The 16,886-nt window shown below is 74.3% G+C and carries 14 protein-coding genes; 10 read left to right on the top strand and 4 right to left on the bottom strand.

All coding sequences use genetic code 11. From position 1 onward, the window contains the following. Positions 1–267: 267 nt before the first annotated feature. The 4 genes from RM446_RS02575 (at position 268) to RM446_RS02560 (ending at position 5,969) form a co-directional block, all read left to right on the top strand. On the top strand, positions 268–981 hold the full coding sequence (locus RM446_RS02575; RefSeq protein ID WP_311543424.1) for a metal-dependent hydrolase: 714 nt from the start codon (positions 268–270) through the stop codon (positions 979–981). A gap of 48 nt (positions 982–1,029) precedes the next feature. Beyond that, positions 1,030–1,692, top strand: a complete 663-nt coding sequence (locus RM446_RS02570; RefSeq protein ID WP_311543423.1) for an O-methyltransferase — start codon at positions 1,030–1,032, stop codon at positions 1,690–1,692. Positions 1,693–1,791: 99 nt separating this feature from the next. Then, positions 1,792–2,943: an exonuclease SbcCD subunit D gene (locus tag RM446_RS02565; RefSeq protein ID WP_311543422.1), complete on the top strand. Its 1,152-nt coding sequence runs from the start codon at positions 1,792–1,794 to the stop codon at positions 2,941–2,943. Then, positions 2,943–5,969, top strand: coding sequence for an SMC family ATPase (locus RM446_RS02560; protein ID WP_311543421.1), 3,027 nt, complete (start codon positions 2,943–2,945; stop codon positions 5,967–5,969). Before RM446_RS02565 ends, RM446_RS02560 begins: the two co-directional genes overlap by 1 nt. A gap of 124 nt (positions 5,970–6,093) precedes the next feature. Here the strand turns inward: RM446_RS02560 and RM446_RS02555 are convergent, their stop codons facing one another. Further along, positions 6,094–6,960 (bottom strand): aldo/keto reductase, encoded by an 867-nt coding sequence (locus RM446_RS02555; RefSeq protein WP_311543420.1) that lies wholly within the window; start codon positions 6,958–6,960, stop codon positions 6,094–6,096. A gap of 132 nt (positions 6,961–7,092) precedes the next feature. On the opposite strand from RM446_RS02555, the gene RM446_RS02550 reads away from it, so the two are divergent. Together RM446_RS02550 and RM446_RS02545 are read left to right on the top strand one after the other, a co-directional pair. Next, the gene (locus RM446_RS02550; protein ID WP_311543419.1) at positions 7,093–7,788 is read left to right on the top strand and encodes an AAA family ATPase; all 696 of its coding nucleotides are present in this window, start codon (positions 7,093–7,095) and stop codon (positions 7,786–7,788) included. A 7-nt stretch (positions 7,789–7,795) separates the two neighbouring features. Beyond that, positions 7,796–8,212: a hypothetical protein gene (locus tag RM446_RS02545; protein WP_311543418.1), complete on the top strand. Its 417-nt coding sequence runs from the start codon at positions 7,796–7,798 to the stop codon at positions 8,210–8,212. Positions 8,213–8,330: 118 nt separating this feature from the next. Here RM446_RS02545 and RM446_RS02540 read toward each other — a convergent pair whose 3' ends face one another. The 3 genes from RM446_RS02540 to RM446_RS02530 all read right to left on the bottom strand — a co-directional run bounded on the left by RM446_RS02540 (position 8,331) and on the right by RM446_RS02530 (position 11,571). After that, a complete protein-coding gene (locus RM446_RS02540; RefSeq protein WP_311543417.1) occupies positions 8,331–9,254 on the bottom strand; it encodes a TIGR03621 family F420-dependent LLM class oxidoreductase in 924 nt (307 codons plus the stop codon). Positions 9,255–9,342: 88 nt separating this feature from the next. After that, entirely contained in the window at positions 9,343–11,415 is a 2,073-nt protein-coding gene (locus RM446_RS02535; protein ID WP_398694299.1) for a cytochrome c oxidase assembly protein, read from the bottom strand. 27 nt (positions 11,416–11,442) lie between these two features. Continuing rightward, on the bottom strand, positions 11,443–11,571 hold the full coding sequence (locus RM446_RS02530) for a hypothetical protein (protein WP_311543416.1): 129 nt from the start codon (positions 11,569–11,571) through the stop codon (positions 11,443–11,445). Positions 11,572–12,106: 535 nt separating this feature from the next. On the opposite strand from RM446_RS02530, the gene RM446_RS02525 reads away from it, so the two are divergent. From RM446_RS02525 to RM446_RS02510, 4 genes are all read left to right on the top strand, one after another. Next, on the top strand, positions 12,107–13,426 hold the full coding sequence (locus RM446_RS02525; protein ID WP_311543414.1) for an amidohydrolase family protein: 1,320 nt from the start codon (positions 12,107–12,109) through the stop codon (positions 13,424–13,426). Between the two features lie 125 nt (positions 13,427–13,551). Continuing rightward, positions 13,552–14,670, top strand: coding sequence for an alanine dehydrogenase (ald, locus tag RM446_RS02520; protein WP_311543413.1), 1,119 nt, complete (start codon positions 13,552–13,554; stop codon positions 14,668–14,670). A 173-nt stretch (positions 14,671–14,843) separates the two neighbouring features. Beyond that, the gene (locus RM446_RS02515; protein WP_311543412.1) at positions 14,844–15,446 is read left to right on the top strand and encodes a class I SAM-dependent methyltransferase; all 603 of its coding nucleotides are present in this window, start codon (positions 14,844–14,846) and stop codon (positions 15,444–15,446) included. A gap of 250 nt (positions 15,447–15,696) precedes the next feature. Next, positions 15,697–16,827, top strand: a complete 1,131-nt coding sequence (locus RM446_RS02510; RefSeq protein ID WP_311543411.1) for an enolase C-terminal domain-like protein — start codon at positions 15,697–15,699, stop codon at positions 16,825–16,827. Positions 16,828–16,886 lie beyond the last annotated feature (59 nt).

Raw genomic sequence — 16,886 nt, 5'->3', positions numbered from 1 at the left:
GGATAGACGGGGTGTACAGGGATCGTGACGCAGGGAGCAGTTGGTTGTTTACCAGCATGTACAGAATTGCGTCAACGATTTACCTCGCGAGTGTCACGCGCCGTTCACAATCGTCTGCGCGCGGATCGGCCCCGGTCGTGCGCAGACACCGGAACCGGACTCCGGACCCAGGGGCACCCGTTCCGCGCACTCCCCCGCGGCCGTTTCCCGACCCGAAACCGCCCTCGGATTCGCCTGGAATTCCGGTAACCGCTACGGTTTTCGCCCATGATGGGGCACTCGCACGCGCTGAGCGGCATAGTCGGCTGGATGGCGGTCGTTCCGTTCCTGGACGGCCGGGAGGCGCTCGGCGTCACCTTCGACCTGGGCCCCGGCGATATCGTCGCCGGCTCGCTGGTCTGCGCGGGTGCCGCGCTGATCCCCGACCTGGACGCCAAGAGCTCCACGATCACCAACACCTACGGCGTCTTCACCCGGGCGCTGAGCGGCATCTTCAACTGGATGTTCGGCGGCCACCGCAACGGCACCCACTCCCTGCTGTTCGCGGTGCTGATGGGCTCGCTGATCCAGGGCCTGGCGCTGTGGTCGGAGCTCGCCGTGCAGGTCTTCGTCTTCCTGCTGCTGGGAATCGCCTTCAACGGGCTGGGGCTGGGCAGCGAGAAGAACAGCATCGCCTCGGCGGTCATCAACGCGATGGCCACCGGCGCCGTCACGCTCGCCCTGTTCACCTCCGGCGTGGACTACTCCTGGATCGGCCTGGCGGTGGCGTTCGGCTGCTTCCTGCACTTCCTCGGCGACATGGCCACCGAGCTGGGCGTGCCGCTGCTGTGGCCGGCCACCAAGTACCGCTTCGGCGAGAACATCGGCTTCACGACCGACAGCAAGGTGGAGCGCAACCTCGTCACCCCGTCGCTGAGCATCGCCATAGTGCTGCTTGCGTTCTACCTTTTCCCGTGGCCGGAACTGCTGCCCCAGGTGTGACGGCCGGGCGGAGGGACAGCCGCGGGCGGCGAGGCTAGAGTGGCGCGCGTGACACGCGCTTCGGAATCCCTGCCCCCTGAACTGCACGCCTACCTGGTCGACCACAGCGCCCCGGTCGACCCCGTGCTCGCCGACCTCGCCGAGGAGACCGCCCGGCTCTACCCCGACCTGACGACCATGCAGATCGGAGCCGAGCAGGGCACGTTCATGACGCTGCTCGCCCGGATCAGCGGCGCCCGCGACGTGGTGGAGGTCGGTACGTTCACCGGCTACTCCTCCATCTGCATGGCGCGCGGGATCCCCGAGGACGGCACGCTGCTCGCCCTGGACGTCAGCGAGGAGTGGACCGCGCTCGCCCGGCGCTACTGGGAGCGCGACGGCGTCGCGCACAAGGTGGACCTGCGCATCGGGCCGGCGCTGGAGAGCCTGCGCGCCCTGCCCGAGCAGCGCCGCTTCGACCTCGCCTTCATCGACGCCGACAAGGAGGGCTACATCGGCTACTGGGACGAACTGGTGCCGAGGATGCGCCCCGGCGGCGTGCTGCTGGTCGACAACACCCTCTCCCACGGGCGGGTGATCGACCCGGCCGAGGACTCCGCGCAGGTCCAGGGCATCCGCGACTTCAACGACCACGCGCTGGCCGACGACCGCGTCGAGCTGGTGCTGCTGCCGGTGGGCGACGGCCTGACCATGGCGCGCAAGCGCGGCTGAGCGTCTTCGCGGGCTCGGGGAGGGGCGGCGGCGCCGCCCCTCCCCGAGCCCGCGGGATCCACTGCGGGAACAGGCCCGCCTCCACTACTCTGCCGGAACATGCGCCTCTTGCACACCTCCGACTGGCATCTGGGACGCTCCTTCCACCGCGAGAACCTCCTCGACTCCCAGGCGGCGTTCGTCGACCACCTCGTCGACACCGTCCGCCGCGAGCGCATCGACGTCGTCGCGGTCGCGGGCGACCTCTACGACCGCGCCCTGCCCCCGGTCGAGGCCGTGCGCCTGTTCGACGAGGCGCTGAGCCGCATCCGCGACACCGGCGCGCGGGCCGTGCTCATCAGCGGCAACCACGACTCCATGGCCCGGCTGAGCTACGCGACCGGCCTCATCGACGCGGCGGGCATCCACGTGCGCTCCTCACTGGAAGACGTCGGCGCACCGGTGCTGATCGACGACGAGCACGGTCCGGTCGCCTTCTACGGCATCCCCTACCTGGAACCCGAGATCGCCCGGCCGCACTGGGGCCTGGAGCGGCGCGGACACCCCGCGGTGCTCGGCCACGCCATGGACCTGGTGCGCGCCGACCTCGCGGCGCGGCCCACCGGCACCCGCTCGGTGGTCCTCTCACACGCCTTCGTCAGCGGCGGCGAAGCCTCCGACAGCGAGCGCGACATCTCCGTCGGCGGCGCCTCCCACGTGCCGCCGACGGTGTTCGACGGCGTCGACTACGCCGCCCTGGGCCACCTGCACGGCCGCCAGACCATGGCCGGGTCGGTTCGCTACTCCGGTTCGCCGCTGGCCTACTCGTTCTCCGAGGAGCACCACGTCAAGGGGTGCTGGATCCTCGACATCGGCCCTTCGGGAGTCGCGGCCGCGGAGTTCGCCCCCGCACCGGTGCCGCGCCCGGTCGCCCGCATCGGCGGACGCATCGACGACTTGCTGACCGCCGACCGCTGGGAGCACTACACCGGCCACTGGCTGCAGGTCACCCTCACCGATCCGCAGCGCCCCGCCTTCCCCATGGACCGGCTGCGGGAGCGGTTCCCCCACACCCTGGTGCTGGACTTCGCCCCCGACGACCGGCCGCCCGAGGACGGCCGCACCTGGTCGCGGCGGACCGCCGACCGATCCGAGTCCGAACTGGTGCTGGACTTCGTCGACTGGGCCCGGGGCGCTCCCGCCACCGGCGAGGAGCACGACCTCGTCGCCGCCGCACTGGAGGACGTCCGCATCGGGGAGGTCGCCCGCTGATGCGCCTGCACAGGCTCACGGTCTGCGCCTTCGGCCCCTTCGCCGGGACCGAGACCGTCGACTTCGACCGCCTCGGCGACGGCGGCCTCTTCCTCATCCACGGCCCCACCGGCGCGGGCAAGACCTCGGTGCTGGACGCCGTGTGCTTCGCGCTCTACGGCCGCGTGCCGGGGGCGCGCGAGGCCGCGCGCTCGCCCCGCAGCAACCACGCCTCCCCCGGCGCTGCGCCCGAAGTCTCCCTGGAGCTCACCGTGCGCGGGCGCCGCCTGCACTTCCTGCGCCGGCCCGCCTGGCAGCGGCCGAAGAAGCGCGGCACCGGCACCACAGAGGAGAAGGCCAAGGTCGTCGTCACCGAGCTGGTCGAGGGGGCCTGGCACGGGCTGACCACCCGCCCCGACGAGGCCGGCCAGATCGTCGGCGACCTGCTGGGGCTGTCGCTGGCGCAGTTCTGCCAGATCGTGCTCCTTCCGCAGGGAGACTTCGCGCGGTTCCTGCGCGCCGACGCCAGGGAGCGGCAGGCGAGCCTCGAACGCATCTTCGCCACCGACGTCTTCGCCAGGGTCGAGAAGTGGTTGGACGAGCACGCGAACGTCTGCCGCAAGGAGGCCGAGCGCGCCGAGGCGCAGGTCGCGGAAAAGGCAGGCCTGGTCGCCGAGGTCGGCCGCTCGCCCCGGCCCGAGGGCGACCTGGAGGAACTGGCGCCGTGGGCGGCCGAGATGGCCGCGGTAGCGGCCGGTACAGCAGACGACACCGCGCAGGCCGCCGCGGCGGCCGTGCAGGAGCGTGACGCGGCCCGCAGCCGCCTGGACGAGGCCCGCGAGCTGGAGCGCCGGCAGCGGCGCCGCGCCGATGCGCTGCGCCGCCGGGACGAGCTGGCCGGGCGCGAACCCGAGCGTGAGGAGTCGGCCGCCGAGCTGGACGCCGCCGAGCGCGCGGCCGGGGTGATGCCCCTGCTGCGCACCGAGGACCAACGGCGCACGCAGCTGGAGAAGGCCGAACTGGCCGCGGCCGAGCGGCTGGGCCTCGTAGGCGAGCCGGCACCCGGGGCGGGCGGCGGGGACCGGCCCGGCACCGGCTCCACCGGCGTCGGTGACTCCGCGGACTCCGCCCGGCGGCGCGAGGCGCTGTCGGCGGCCGAGCGCGCGCGCCGCGACGAGGCCGCCAAGCTGGAGCACCTCCGCGGCGACGCCGACCGGCTGCTGGCCGTGCGCTCGGAGATCGCCTCCGCCGACACCGAGTCCGCCGAGGCGCGGCGCCGCCGTGAGGAGTGCCGCGAGCGGGCCGCCGCACTGCCCGAGCGGCGCACCCGGGTCGCCGCCGAGCTGGACGCGGCCCGAGGGCGGACCGGATCGCGCGAGAGCGCCGAGGAGGCGCTCGAACTCGCCCGCACCCGGCTGGACTCGGCCCGGGCTGTGCAGCGGCTCACCGGCGAACTGGCGCAGGCCGAGGAGCGCCGCCGAGCCCGGGTCGACGCCGCGCAGGAGGCCCGCGACCGGTTGCAGGGGATCCGCCGCTCGCGCATCGAGGGCATGGCCGCCGAAATCGCCGACGGGCTGGAGAATGGGCGGGCGTGCCCGGTGTGCGGCTCGGACGAGCACCCGGCTCCGGCCGAAGGAGCCGCCGACCGGCCCTCCCCGGCGGACGAGGAGGCGGCCACCGCGGCCGCCGATACGGCCGCCGCGGAGCGCAGCACCGCCGAGAACGCGGTCGCCGAGCTGAACGCGAAGCTGGAGGCGGCTCAGGGCGCCGCGGGCGCCATGGACGAGGACGCGGCCGCCGCGTCGGTTGGGCGGCGCCGCGCCGACCTGGAACGACTCGGCGCCGCGGCGGCCGAGGTCGAGCGGCTCGCAGCGGAGCTGCAGCGCATCGACGCCGACGTCGAGAAGGCGCGCACCGACGAGGCCGCGCTGACCCGCGCCATCGCCGAATCGGAGAAGGTCCGCGAAACCAAGGCCGCCGAGGCCGGCCGGCTCGCCCGCACGCTCGACGACGCCCGGGGCGAGGACGCGGACCTGGCCACGCGGATCGGCCGGCTGGCAGAGGAGGCCGACCTGCTCAAGGCGGCGGTGCAGGCGCTGGACGACCGGTCGGCCGCCGCCGCCGACCTTCGCGCCGCCGAACGCGACGCGCGCGCCGCCACCGCCGAAGCCGGGTTCACCGGCGCCCACCGGGTGCGGGCCGCCGAGCGCGGCGACGACGAGCGCCGCCGGCTGCGCGAGCGGATCCGCGCCCACGACGACGAGGCGGCCGCGGTGCGCGCCCTTCTCGACGATGCGGATCTCGCGGCGGCGGGCGCCCGCCCGGCACCGGACACGGCAGGGCTGTCGGCGGCCGCCGAGGACGCCGAGGGCGCCGCCGAACACGCGGTGCGCTGGCGCGACCGCTTCGCGGAGCGGGCCCAGCGGCTCGCTGAGCTGCGCGCCGGGCTGGAGCACCGGTTGGCGGCGTCCCGCCCCGCCCGCCGCCGGCACAGCGTCGCCGCCGGTCTGGCGCGCCTGGCCGCAGGAACCTCGGCCGACAACCGCGAGAACGTCAAGCTGTCGGCCTACGTGCTCGCCGCACGGCTGGAACAGGTGGTGGCCGCGGCCAACGACCGGCTCACGACCATGGCGGGCGCCCGCTACGAGCTGCGCCACACCGTCGACAAGGCCGCGGGCGACCGCTCCCGCTCGGGCGGCGGGCTGGGTCTGCGGGTACTGGACGCCTGGACCGGCCAGGAGCGCGACCCCGCCACCCTCTCGGGCGGCGAAACCTTCGTGGCGTCGCTCGCGCTGGCCCTGGGCCTGGGCGACGTCGCCGCCCAGGAGGCGGGCGGCGGCGACATGCACACCCTCTTCATCGACGAGGGCTTCGGCACCCTGGACGAAGAGACCCTGGAAGAGGTCCTGGAGGTCCTCGACGCGCTGCGCGACGGCGGTCGCGCCGTGGGCGTGGTCAGCCACGTGGCCGACCTCCGCACCCGCATCACCACCCGACTGAAGGTGGTCAAGACCCCCACGGGCTCCCGCCTCCAGCAGACGGGCTGAAGGGCCCGGCCCGCGGCCCGGTCCCCCAACCCGCCGACCTTGCAGCCGTCGTCAAGGAAAGCGATTTCCATCTGCGACGGCTGCACATCGGGGTGACGTGGCGGGGGGGGCGGTCGGCGCATGCTCACAGGATCTCCAGCGGAGTGCCGCGGGTCGGCGGCGGGAAGGCCCGGTCGAGGGCGGCGAGCTCGTCGGCGGTGAGCCGGATTTCCATGGCTTCGGCGTTCTGGCGGGCGTGGGCGGGATCGGCGGCCTTGGGGATGGCGACCACGTCGCCATCGCGGACCGTCCAGGCCAGGGCGATGTGGGCGGGCTGCACTCCCCGCCCGGCCGCGATTTCGGCCAGGACCGGATCCTCCAGGATCCCGCGGCGCCCGCCGCCGCCCTGGGCCAGCGGCGAGTAGGCCATCACCGGCAGCCCGGGCGCGGTTCCGCGGCACCACGGGAGCAGGTCGTACTCGATCCCGCGTGAGGCCAGGTTGTACAGGACCTGGTCGGTGACGCAGGCTTGGCCCGCGGGGACGCGCCACAGGCGCTCCATCGCCTCGGTGTCGAAGTTGGACACGCCCCAGTGGCGGATCTTTCCCTCGTCGCGGAGCTCCTCCATCACCGCGGCGGTCTCCGACAGGGGAACGGGCCCCTGCCAGTGCAGCAGGTACACGTCGACGGTGTCGGTCCCCAGCCGGCTGAGGCTCCGCTCACACGCGGTCTTGGCCCTGCGTCGACCGGCGTTGCTCGGGTAGACCTTGGAGACGAGGACGACCTCCTCGCGCCGGCCGGCGACCGCCTCGCCGACCACGCGTTCGGCGCCGCCCTCGCCGTACATTTCCGCAGTGTCGATCAGGGTCATCCCCGCATCGATTCCCGCGCGCAGTGCCCGGACCTCGTCGGCGCGCCGGTCCGCCCTCTCACCCATGTGCCAGGTGCCCTGCCCGATCGGCGGTACCCGCTGCGAGGGCCCCAGCGCGATTCCGCGGTCGCCACGTCCCATTTCCGCACTCCAAGCACTCGTTCCACCACCGAACGGCCCCGCCGCACCACCGGCACTCCGCACCGGCCGCTCCGACCGAATTTCAGACCGCCTCTTAACGATGGCTTATCCGAAAGGCGCATAACCACCGACATGTTCCCTTCGACGGGCCCTGCCCCTGTCCCCTCCCCCGCACGCGCGCTGAGCGCGGAGGAGGCACCGCGCATACTGCGGTATCCGACCGACTCGCTGCTGCTGGTGGGCGGCATTCCCGGCGCCGGCAAGAGCACGCTGCTCAACCGCCTGTTCGCGCTCGAAGGCACCGAGACCATGCCGGTCGCGACGCCCGGCGGCGCGCGGGTGATCGACTCCCAGCAGGCACGCAACCGGCTCGCCCGCCGACTGCGCGCACTCCCCTACCCCGTTTGGCGCTGGGCGACGCACCTCCTGCACTACCTGCGCGTGCTGCGCGCCCTGCGCAAGGGCGGCGGCCCGGTCGCAGTACACGTGACCGCGACGCACCGCGCGGTGCTGGGCCTGCTGGGCCGCTACTGCCGCCACCGCGGGCGGGAGGTCAACCTGCTGCTCATCGACGTCGATCCGCGGGCCGCACTGGAGGCCCAGATCCGGCGCGGACGGGCGCTCACCCCGCGCACCCACCGGCGGCATGTGCGTCGGTGGAACCGCGTGCTCCTCGACTGCGCTCGGGGCCCGGGGGCGGTGGTTCCGGCAGCGCGCTCGCTGCTCCTGCTGGACCGCTCGGCGGCCGCCGAGCTGGCCGAGATCCGCTTCGCACCGGCCGCCGCCGAGCCGGGGGACGGCGGGGCCGCGCCCCGGGCGGTGCCATAATGTGCGGGTGAGCTCCCTGGTCGACATCGCTGTGTTCGGGATCGCGGGTGCGGTCATGCTGGCGGCCCTCGTCGGGCTGCTGCTGGTCGCCGGGCGGTCCGCCGCCGCGCCCGCCAAGGGCGCGCTCGGTGCCGTCTGCGCCGGGCTGCTCCTGGCGGTCCCCGCGCTCGCGGCGGGCCGCACGCTGGGCGGCGATCCGGCGGCGGGGGCCCTCCAGGCGTTCCTGGTCGCCTCGGCGGCGGTGGTGGTGGTCTACGCAGCCGGCATGGCGCTGCTTCCCCTGGTGGCGCGACAGGCCGCGGCCGGGCTGGGCGTCGCCGGACCGCGGGGCCTGCGGCTCACGCCGGCCGTGGCGGGCGGCGGCCTGGTGGTGTGCGCCGCGCTGGGCGCCGCCGGCACCGCAATCGCCCTTCTGCTGGCGTGATGCTGCTCCGGCCGGAACCGGCCTGACCACGACCCGCTCCGCGGCGGTCGGCCCGCGACCGGTACGGCAGCCTCCGGTCCCGACCGCGTGCCGCCGGGACCGCCGACCCCGAGCGCCCTCAACCCGTCGGCGCGGCCTGCTGCTCGCCGGCCTTCTCGCGCACCACGGGGATCACCGTGCCGAGCGCCTCGCGGAAGGCCCCGTGGGTGGTGATGTAGGAGAACCCGAGCTCCTCGCGGTTGCCGACCAGCTTGGCCGCGATCTCGTCGGCGGTGCCGACGAGCACGTACGGGCAGTCCAGCACCTTGCGGACGGTGTCCAGTCCGGTCTCGGAGTATCCCTCGACGAGCTCGGCCGCGCTCTTCTCGGCGTCGTCGGTCACCACCACCGCCTGCGCCAGCATGTTGAACTCCAGGGCGTCCGCCCGCTGGCCCGCCTTCGCGCGGACGAAGTCCACGCGGCGCCGCGCCTCGTCCCGGTCGTCGACGCGGAAGGTGCCCATGCGACGGCCCTTGATCTGCCTTAGGCCGGCGAAGCCCACGATGTCGGCGTGGCGCGCGGCCAGCGCGAGGCCGGCGTCGCCGTTGGCGCCGATCAGCAGCGGCGGACGCGGGACCTGGTGCGGGAGCGGCTCCTGGCCGTCTTCGGCGAACAACCGGTCCAGCTCGCCGATGCTGCGCTCCAGCCGCTCGATCCGCTCGGCGTGGGAGCGCCAGGGGATCCCCGCCGCCTCGAACTCGGACTTCATGTGCCCGGCGCCCAGGCCGAGCTCCAACCGCCCTCCGGAGATCCGGTCCACCGTCGCGGCTTCGCGCGCCAGCAGGGCGGGGTTCCAGAACTCGTTGTTGAGCACCAGGGTGCCGAGCCGGACACGCGAGGTCGCGGCGGCCGCGGCGGCCAGCAGCGCGAAGGGCGAGGCGGCCCCCAGGTGGTCGGGAACCTGGACGGCGTCGTAGCCCGCCTCCTCAGCGGACCGGCACACCTGCATCCAGCGGTCGATCTCCTGTTGGCGGCTGTTGAAACCGAACCGGAATTTCCTCATGGCTCCGACCCAACCGGAATCGGGCTTTCGGCGCCACCCCGTCGCGGAGGAGGGGCGCCGTTTTCCGCTCTGGGCGGAGGACGCGGTGTCAGGCCCCGCCCTTCGAGCGCCGGTCGAGCTCGGCCAGGTAGGCGTTGTAGGCGTCCATGTCGGCGTCGTCGGAACCGCCGCGCCTGCTGTGGCGCTCCCTGCGGCGCTCGGCGCGCTCGTCGTCGATCCACCACTGGCGGACCATGGCGAGCATCACCAGGCCCGTGGGGACCTCGCCGACCGCCCAGGCGATGCCGCCGCCCGCGTACTGGTCGGCGCTCTGGGCGTCCAACCAGGGCACGTCGAACTGCCCGTAGTACTCCATCGCGAGCGGGGCGGACTGCATCATGATCGTGATGCCGAAGAACGCGTGCACGCCCATGGCCGCCAGCAGGAGCACCAGCCGCAGCAGATAGGGCAGGTTGCGCGGCCCCGGATCCACGCCCACGATGATCCAGTAGTAGAGGAACCCCGTGAGCAGGAAGTGCACGTTCATCAGCAGGTGCCCGGTGTGGTCGTTCATCAGCGCCGGGAACAGCGGGGTGAAGTACAGCGCGTAGGGGCTGAGGACGAACAGGGGGGCCGCCACCGCCGGATGGGTGGCGGCCTTGGAGAACCCGCTGTTGATGAAGGCGGCGAGCCACTCGCGCGGCCCGCGGTCGCCGCGGATGCGGGCCGGGTGCAGCGCCCGCAGCGCCAGGGTGACCGGCGCGCCCAGCACCAGCAGGATCGGCACGAGCATGGACAGCACCATGTGCTGCACCATGTGCATGCTGAAGGTCACCATCGAATACGTCGCCACGCCGCTGAGCAGCATGGCTACCAGCACCGCCAGGCCCGCCGCCCAGGAGAGGGTGCGGCCCCAGGGCCAGCTGTCGCCGCGGCGCAGCAGGCGCAGCACGCCCGCCGCGTAGCCGCCGCCCAGCACCACGACCACCAGCGCGAAGAACAGGTCGGGCCGCCACAGGGTGAGCAGGGTCTGCACGCTGACCGGGGGCGGGACGGGGAAACCCAGGACCGCCTCGGCCTTGGTCACCGTGCCTTGCTGCTCCGGGGGCGGAGTGCGGCTCAGCGCGGCCGCGATGCCCATCGTGGCCGACATGACCGCGATCTCCACCCCGGCCAGGCGCGCGAACAGGCGGCGGCCGCCGGCCTCGGCGATGCGCGGGATCGTCCGGCGGCGGTGGGCCCAGCCGAGCGCGCCGAGCGCGCCGAACAGCACGGCCTTGATCAGGATGAGCAGGCCGTAGGACGTGGTGACCAGGTCGGACACCGAATAGAGGCGGCTGGCGGCGCTGGCGAGGCCGCCCACGCCCACGCCGATGTAGGCCCACAGGGCCATCCGGCTGAAGCGCTCGGCGGCGACGGCGGGGTTCGCGGCCCCGGCTCGCAGCCCGTGGAAGGTCACCGCGATCAGTCCGCCCACCCACAGCGAGACCGCGAGGACGTGCAGCGCAAGGCCGGTGATGGCGAGTTCGTGACTTCCTGCGGAGGCGGAGTGGCCGGTCAGCGCCGGCGGCATCAGCCCGGCGACGGCCAGGGCGAGCGGGGCCAGGGCGCCGGCGGCGGTCTCGGCGGTGCGGCTCAGCAGCGCCGCGGCGCAGGCCAGCAGGATCACCGCCAGCAGCCCGATGCCCTGGGCCACCGAGACGGCGTAGCTGGTCAGCTGGTCGCCCACGACTTCGCCGGGCGGAAGCCCGGAGACGTCGGAGAGCTGGAAGACCAGCAGGGCACCGGCAGCGGCCGCCCACACCAGCGCCGGCCAGGCCGCGGCACGCACGTAGCCCAGCGCCTGCGCCCCCAGAGCGCCCTTGCGCAGCGGCAGCAGGAAGGCGCCCAGCACGAGCAGGCCCACGGTCAGCGCGGCGGCGGCGTCGCGCACCGCGGCGGCGGTGGGAAGCCCCCAGCGGGTGACGGGGCCCGCGTCGGGAAGGCCGGGGATCACCCGGACGGTGACCGCACCGCCTGCGACGAGGGCGACGACGAGGGCGATCAGGCCCGACGCGGCGGCGGCGACGGCGATGGTCGCGGCGGTGTCGGCACCGGGGGCGCGGACGGTCGCTTCCGGCGCGGGGCTCTCGGCGGGCTCCTCGCTCGGGAGGTCGCCCTCGCGGACTCCGGGGGAACTCACGCGGGTCGCTCCGTGGGTCAGGGGTCGCTACTGGCGGTCGCGGTGGCGGATCACCGCTGCAGCGGCGGCCGCGCCGACCAGTATCCCGGCCGCGCCCCACATCCACGGGGCGATCCAGCCGGTCGCATACGAGACGAGCAGAACAGGGACGTCCACGCGAACACCACCACGGACCACGATAAATCTACTACATCTACTACAACGTGTCGGAGACGCCGGCCCGGCAGGCGGCCCCTGCTCCGACTCCTGCTCCGACGGCGGCGCGGCGGGACCGCTCCGCTGCCCTCGTCCGTAAAGTCTCCTCTCGCGAAGGGCCCCGCGCCACCCCGCAGCGCTCGGAGCGCGCTCAGGGCCCTTCGGGCGAGCAAGGACAGGGTGGCGGCCGCCACCTCGACCCCGTCGCCGCCCGGCGGGGCGCACAGCTCGCCGTCGAACCCGTGCGGTCCGAAACGGGCCGTTCGCGGCGGAACCGCCGAAGAATGACCGGCGGCCGCGCATATGCGGACCGATCCGCTGGATTCGGCGCGTCACCGAAGCGCGACGCGTTCTTTCACCGGCGCGTCCGCGCAGTTCGCCCCCTGCGCGGCCCCGATCGCGATACCGTCGGGCGACCGCTTTCGAAAGGCGCCCGGCCGCCGTTCCCGTTCTGCGCGCGACTACCGCCATCGAGCCACGAAGGGGATTCATCGAGATGCCCCAGATCGACACCGTCATCCGCTCGCGGCAGGTCGCCACCCCCGGCGGCGTGGCGCCGGCATCAATCGGAGTGGGCGCCGGACGGATCCTCGCCGTCGCCGGGTATCGGGCGCCCAGCACCGCACCGGAGGACGTCGACCTGGGCGAAACCGCGCTGCTCCCCGGCGGTGTCGACGTCGACGCCGCCGTGCAGGCGCCGGGCCGGGATCTGGGCGAGGCATACGCCGATACCACCGCCGCCGCGGTCCGCGGCGGCGTCACCACCCTGGTCGCCTCGGGGCCGGCCGATCCGCCGATCACCGGCGAGCGGGGGCTGCTCGCCCATCTGGCCGCTGCGGCCGGGACCGTGCCCGGAGTCGCCTTCCTGGGCGCGGTCACCGCCTCCAGCACTCCCGCCGACCTCGCCGAACTGCGCGCGGCCGGTGCGGTGGGCTTCCACTGCTCGCTCTCCGACGGCGCGGGCTCGGCCGACCAGCGGATCGACGACACCCCGCTGCGCAAGGCGATGGCCGAACTGGCTGCCATGGACGCGCCGCTGGTGGTACACGCCGAGGACGCCGGCGAGCTGTCGGAGCCGCAGGGGCCCGGCCCCTCCGCGCTTATGGCCGCGCGCCCGGCGCGCGCGGAGCGGCGCGGGGTGGAGCGCCTGGTCGCGGCCGCCCGCATATCCGGCACCCGCGTGCTGGTATCGCCGTTCAGCGCGGCCGAGTGCGCGGCGGTGCTGGCCGCGGCCCGCGCCATGGGAGCCGGGATCAGCGCCCAGACCTGCCCGCACTACCTGTGCCTGCCGGTCGAGCAGGTGCCCGAGGGCTCCGCCGCGCACTCCTGCCGGCCGCCGCTGCGCAGCGGACCCAACCGCGACGCGCTGTGGAGCGCGCTGCTGGACCGCGGCGACCCGGTGATCACCCAGGTGGGCTCGGGCCACCGCCCCGGAACCGGCGTCGCCGGCATCGGCTGGACGCTCCCCGCGCTGTGGACGGCCGCCCGCCGGCGCGGATGCGACGTCGCCGACCTCGCGCGCTGGACGTCCCAGGCGCCGGCCGAGTTCGTCGGGCTGCGCCGCAAGGGCCGCATCGAGCCGGGGTACGACGCCGACCTGGTCGCATTCGACGCCGCGGCCGAGCAGACCGTCCCCGAGTCCGACCCCGGGCCCTACTGCGGGCGCAAGCTCGTCGGACGGGTGGCGGGCGCCTGGGTCGAGGGACGCGGTGCCTACGGGTGCGCGCTGCCGGCCGTGCCGCGCCGGCGGTTCGCCGAGCCGGATGGCCACGCGCCGCACACGGCGCCGGAGAAGCCCGCCGCCCGACCGCGCTGACCTGGCCGCCATTCCATTACACCATGTAAACATGCTGCGAGAACGGCAGCCATTGTGGAGATAGCGACTTGCGATCGGGCACGCGAGAGTGAAGACGTATCAATGACGATGCGAGGAGGAGCCCCGTGCGCGTCGGCGTGCCCAGCGAAGTCAAGAACCACGAGTACCGGGTGGCCATCACCCCGGCAGGCGTCCATGAACTGGTCAGCCGCGGCCATTCGGTCGCCGTCCAGAGCGGCGCCGGGCGGGGGTCCTCGATCTCCGACGAGGAGTTCGCCGCAGCAGGTGCCCGCATCCTCGACTCCGCCGACGACGTGTGGGCCGAGAGCGAGCTCGTCCTGAAGGTCAAGGAGCCGGTGGCCGAGGAGTACGACCGGATGCAACCCGGCCAGGCCCTGTTCACCTACCTCCACCTGGCGGCCTCGCGCGAGTGCACCGACGCCCTGCTGGAGCGGGGCGTCACGGGCATCGCCTACGAGACGGTGCAGCTGGCAGACGGCTCGCTGCCGCTGCTGGCCCCGATGTCGGAGGTCGCCGGACGGCTCGCCCCCCAGGTGGGCGCATACACCCTGCAGCGGCCCAGCGGCGGCCGCGGCCGGCTGATGGGCGGGGTGCCCGGGGTCGCCCCGGCCCGCGTCACCGTCGTCGGCGCGGGGGTCGCCGGTCTGAACGCCACCCGCATCGCCGCGGGCATGGGCGCCGACGTGACCCTGCTCGACCTCAACGTGGCCAAGCTGCGCCACGCCGACGACATCTACCAGGGCCGCGTGCGCACGGTAGTCTCCAACGCCTTCGAACTGGAGAGCGCCGTGCTGGAGTCGGACATGGTCGTCGGCGCGGTCCTGATCCCCGGCGCCAAGGCCCCCAAGCTGGTCTCCAACGACCTGGTGGCCAGGATGCGGCCCGGCGCGGTGCTCGTCGACATCGCCATCGACCAGGGCGGCTGCTTCGCCGACTCCCGCCCCACCACCCACGACGACCCCACGTTCGCGGTGCACGACGCGGTCTTCTACTGCGTGGCGAACATGCCCGGCGCCGTCCCCAACACCTCCACCCACGCGCTGACCAAGGAGACCCTGCGCTACGTGGTGGAGCTGGCCGGCAAGGGTTGGCGGCGGGCCCTGTCGGAGGACCCGGCGCTGGCCCAAGGGCTGAACACCCACGACGGCGTCGTCACCAACGAGGGCGTGGCCGAGGCCCACGGCGTCAAGTCGCGCACCGTGGCCGAGGTCCTGTCCGAGTAGGGCACCGGACGAACCGCGGGCGGTCGGGGACCGCCCGTGCGAGGCCCGGATCCGGCGGACGCGCCGTGCGGACCCGGGCCGGCCGTGTTGCGTTATGCTCCCCCGCGGGCACGATCCGGTTGGCACCGTCCGGGTGCCGGACCGGGCCGGACAACGCGCGAAAGGGGGCGGCGATGGGCGAACGGAAGCTGTGGAGCGGTGAACCCGTGGGCGGCAACCCATTCGCGCTGCCCCGTGGACCCCTGGGCGTCGCGGCGGGCTGGGTGCTCGCCCGCGCCAACCGGCGCCAGCAGGCCGAGATCCTCGAAGCGCTGGCGCCCGGACATTACCGAAGCGTGCTGGAGGTCGGCTGTGGACCGGGCGTGCTGCTGGACCTGCTCGCATCGGCGCCCGGCGTGGAGGAGGTCGCGGGCGTCGACCCCTCGCGGCAGATGGTGTCCATGGCCCGGCGCCGCAACGCCGCCGCGCTGCGCGCGGGCCGCCTGCGGGTGCACCCGGGCAGCGCCGGCGCCACCGGCGAGCCCGACGCGGCCTTCGACCTGGTGGTCACGGTGAACACGGTGGCGATGTGGCCGTCGCTCGACGACAGCCTGGCCGAGCTCTACCGCGTGCTGCGCCCCGGTGGGCGCGCCGCCGTCAGCTGGCACGGCGCCTCCTCGCGCTTCGCGCTGACCGACGAGGAGGACGCCCGGGTGCTCGCGGCCCTGCGGCGGCGCTTCGGAGCGGCCGAGCGCCGGGAACTCGGCTCGGCGGTGCTGTTCGAGGCGCGCCGGTAGCGGCCCCCGAGAGACCGCCGGGCACGCGCGCCGCCACCCGGCCCGGGATGCGCATCGCCGTTGATCTTGCAGCTATCGCCAATGGAAATCGCATTCCTTTACGAGGGCTACAAGATCAACGCGCTCAGCGGAACCGCCCCCACCGCTGGCAGCGTCCGCGGTGAGCGGATACGTTCGGTTGTGGGCGGTGATCGAGCCCGGACCGGGCGCCGCCCTTCGCACATCCCGGCCGAATCGAGACGGAGCCCGCGTGTCACCCACCGAACCGGCGACCCTCGCCCGCGTCACCGGCGTCGACGCCACCCTGGCCCGGTTGCCGCTGGTCCACCCCCGCTCCCGCGGGTCAGCCGAGGCCCGTCCGCAGTTCGCCCGCCACGCGCTGGTGCGGGTGCGCGACGAGCTCGGCAACACCGGGTGGGGCGAGGTGCCCGGGGCCGACGACGAACGCTGGCGGCTGCTCGTCGACGACTTCGCGCCCGCTCTCCTGCACCACAGCTGGCACCGGCCCACCGAGGCCGGCGACGCCTGGGCCGACCTGCCCTGGGCTCCGCAGGTGGCCGCCGGGCTGGACGCCGCCTGCTGGGACCTGTGGAGCCGACAGCGCGGCACGCCGCTCTCGCACGCCCTGGGCGGCGACCGCACCGCCTTCACCGCCGGCGCCACGGTCGGCCGCCAGCCGTCCGACGAGTCGCTGGTGCGCGAGGTGAACCGTCAGGTCGGCGGCGGCTTCCGGCGGGTGCGGCTGGAGGTCGGACCCGGGTGGGACGCCGATGTTGTGCACACCGTCCAGGAGAGCTTCCCCTTCCTCGTGCTGCAGGTCGACGCCGGCGGACGCTACAGCGAGGACCCCGCCGACCTGCGGGCGCTGCGGGCGCTGGACGAGTACGGTCTGATCGCGATCGAGGAGCCGTTCCCCCGCGGCGACCTGGAGGCCTGCGCGCGACTGCAGCGCGAGCTGCGCACACCCGTCGCCTTGAGCACCTCGATCGACTCGCCCGAGACCCTCGACCGCGCCGTCGCCGCCGAGGCGGCCCGCGCGCTGAGCCTGCGGACGAGCCTGCTGGGCGGGCTGACTCCGGCGCGGCGCGCCCACGATCGCGCGGTCGACGCCGGATGGGACGTGTGGTGCGGGTGGGACGCCGAGTCCGGTGTGGGCCGCGCGGCCATCGCCGCGCTGGCGTCGCTGCCCGGCGTCTCCCTGCCCAGCGAGATGCCCGGCGCAGGCGGCCACCTCACCCGCGACACGGTGCGGCCTGCGGTTCGGGCGCACGAGGGCATCACCCCCATCCCGCTGACCGAGCCGGGCCTGGGATACGAGGTCGACACCCGTGAGCTGCGCAGCCTGGCCGTCGACTCGGTCACCCTGGGCGCCGACGGCTGACCCACCAGCACCTGCCGAGCGGAGGCCCGTACGACGCCGTCGGGCCACCGGCTGACCAA

Origin of the sequence: Streptomonospora wellingtoniae (assembly GCF_031845375.1) — a bacterium.
GTDB classification, from domain to species: Bacteria; Actinomycetota; Actinomycetes; order Streptosporangiales; family Streptosporangiaceae; genus Streptomonospora; species Streptomonospora wellingtoniae.
This window is presented reverse-complemented; position numbering and strand designations above follow the sequence as displayed.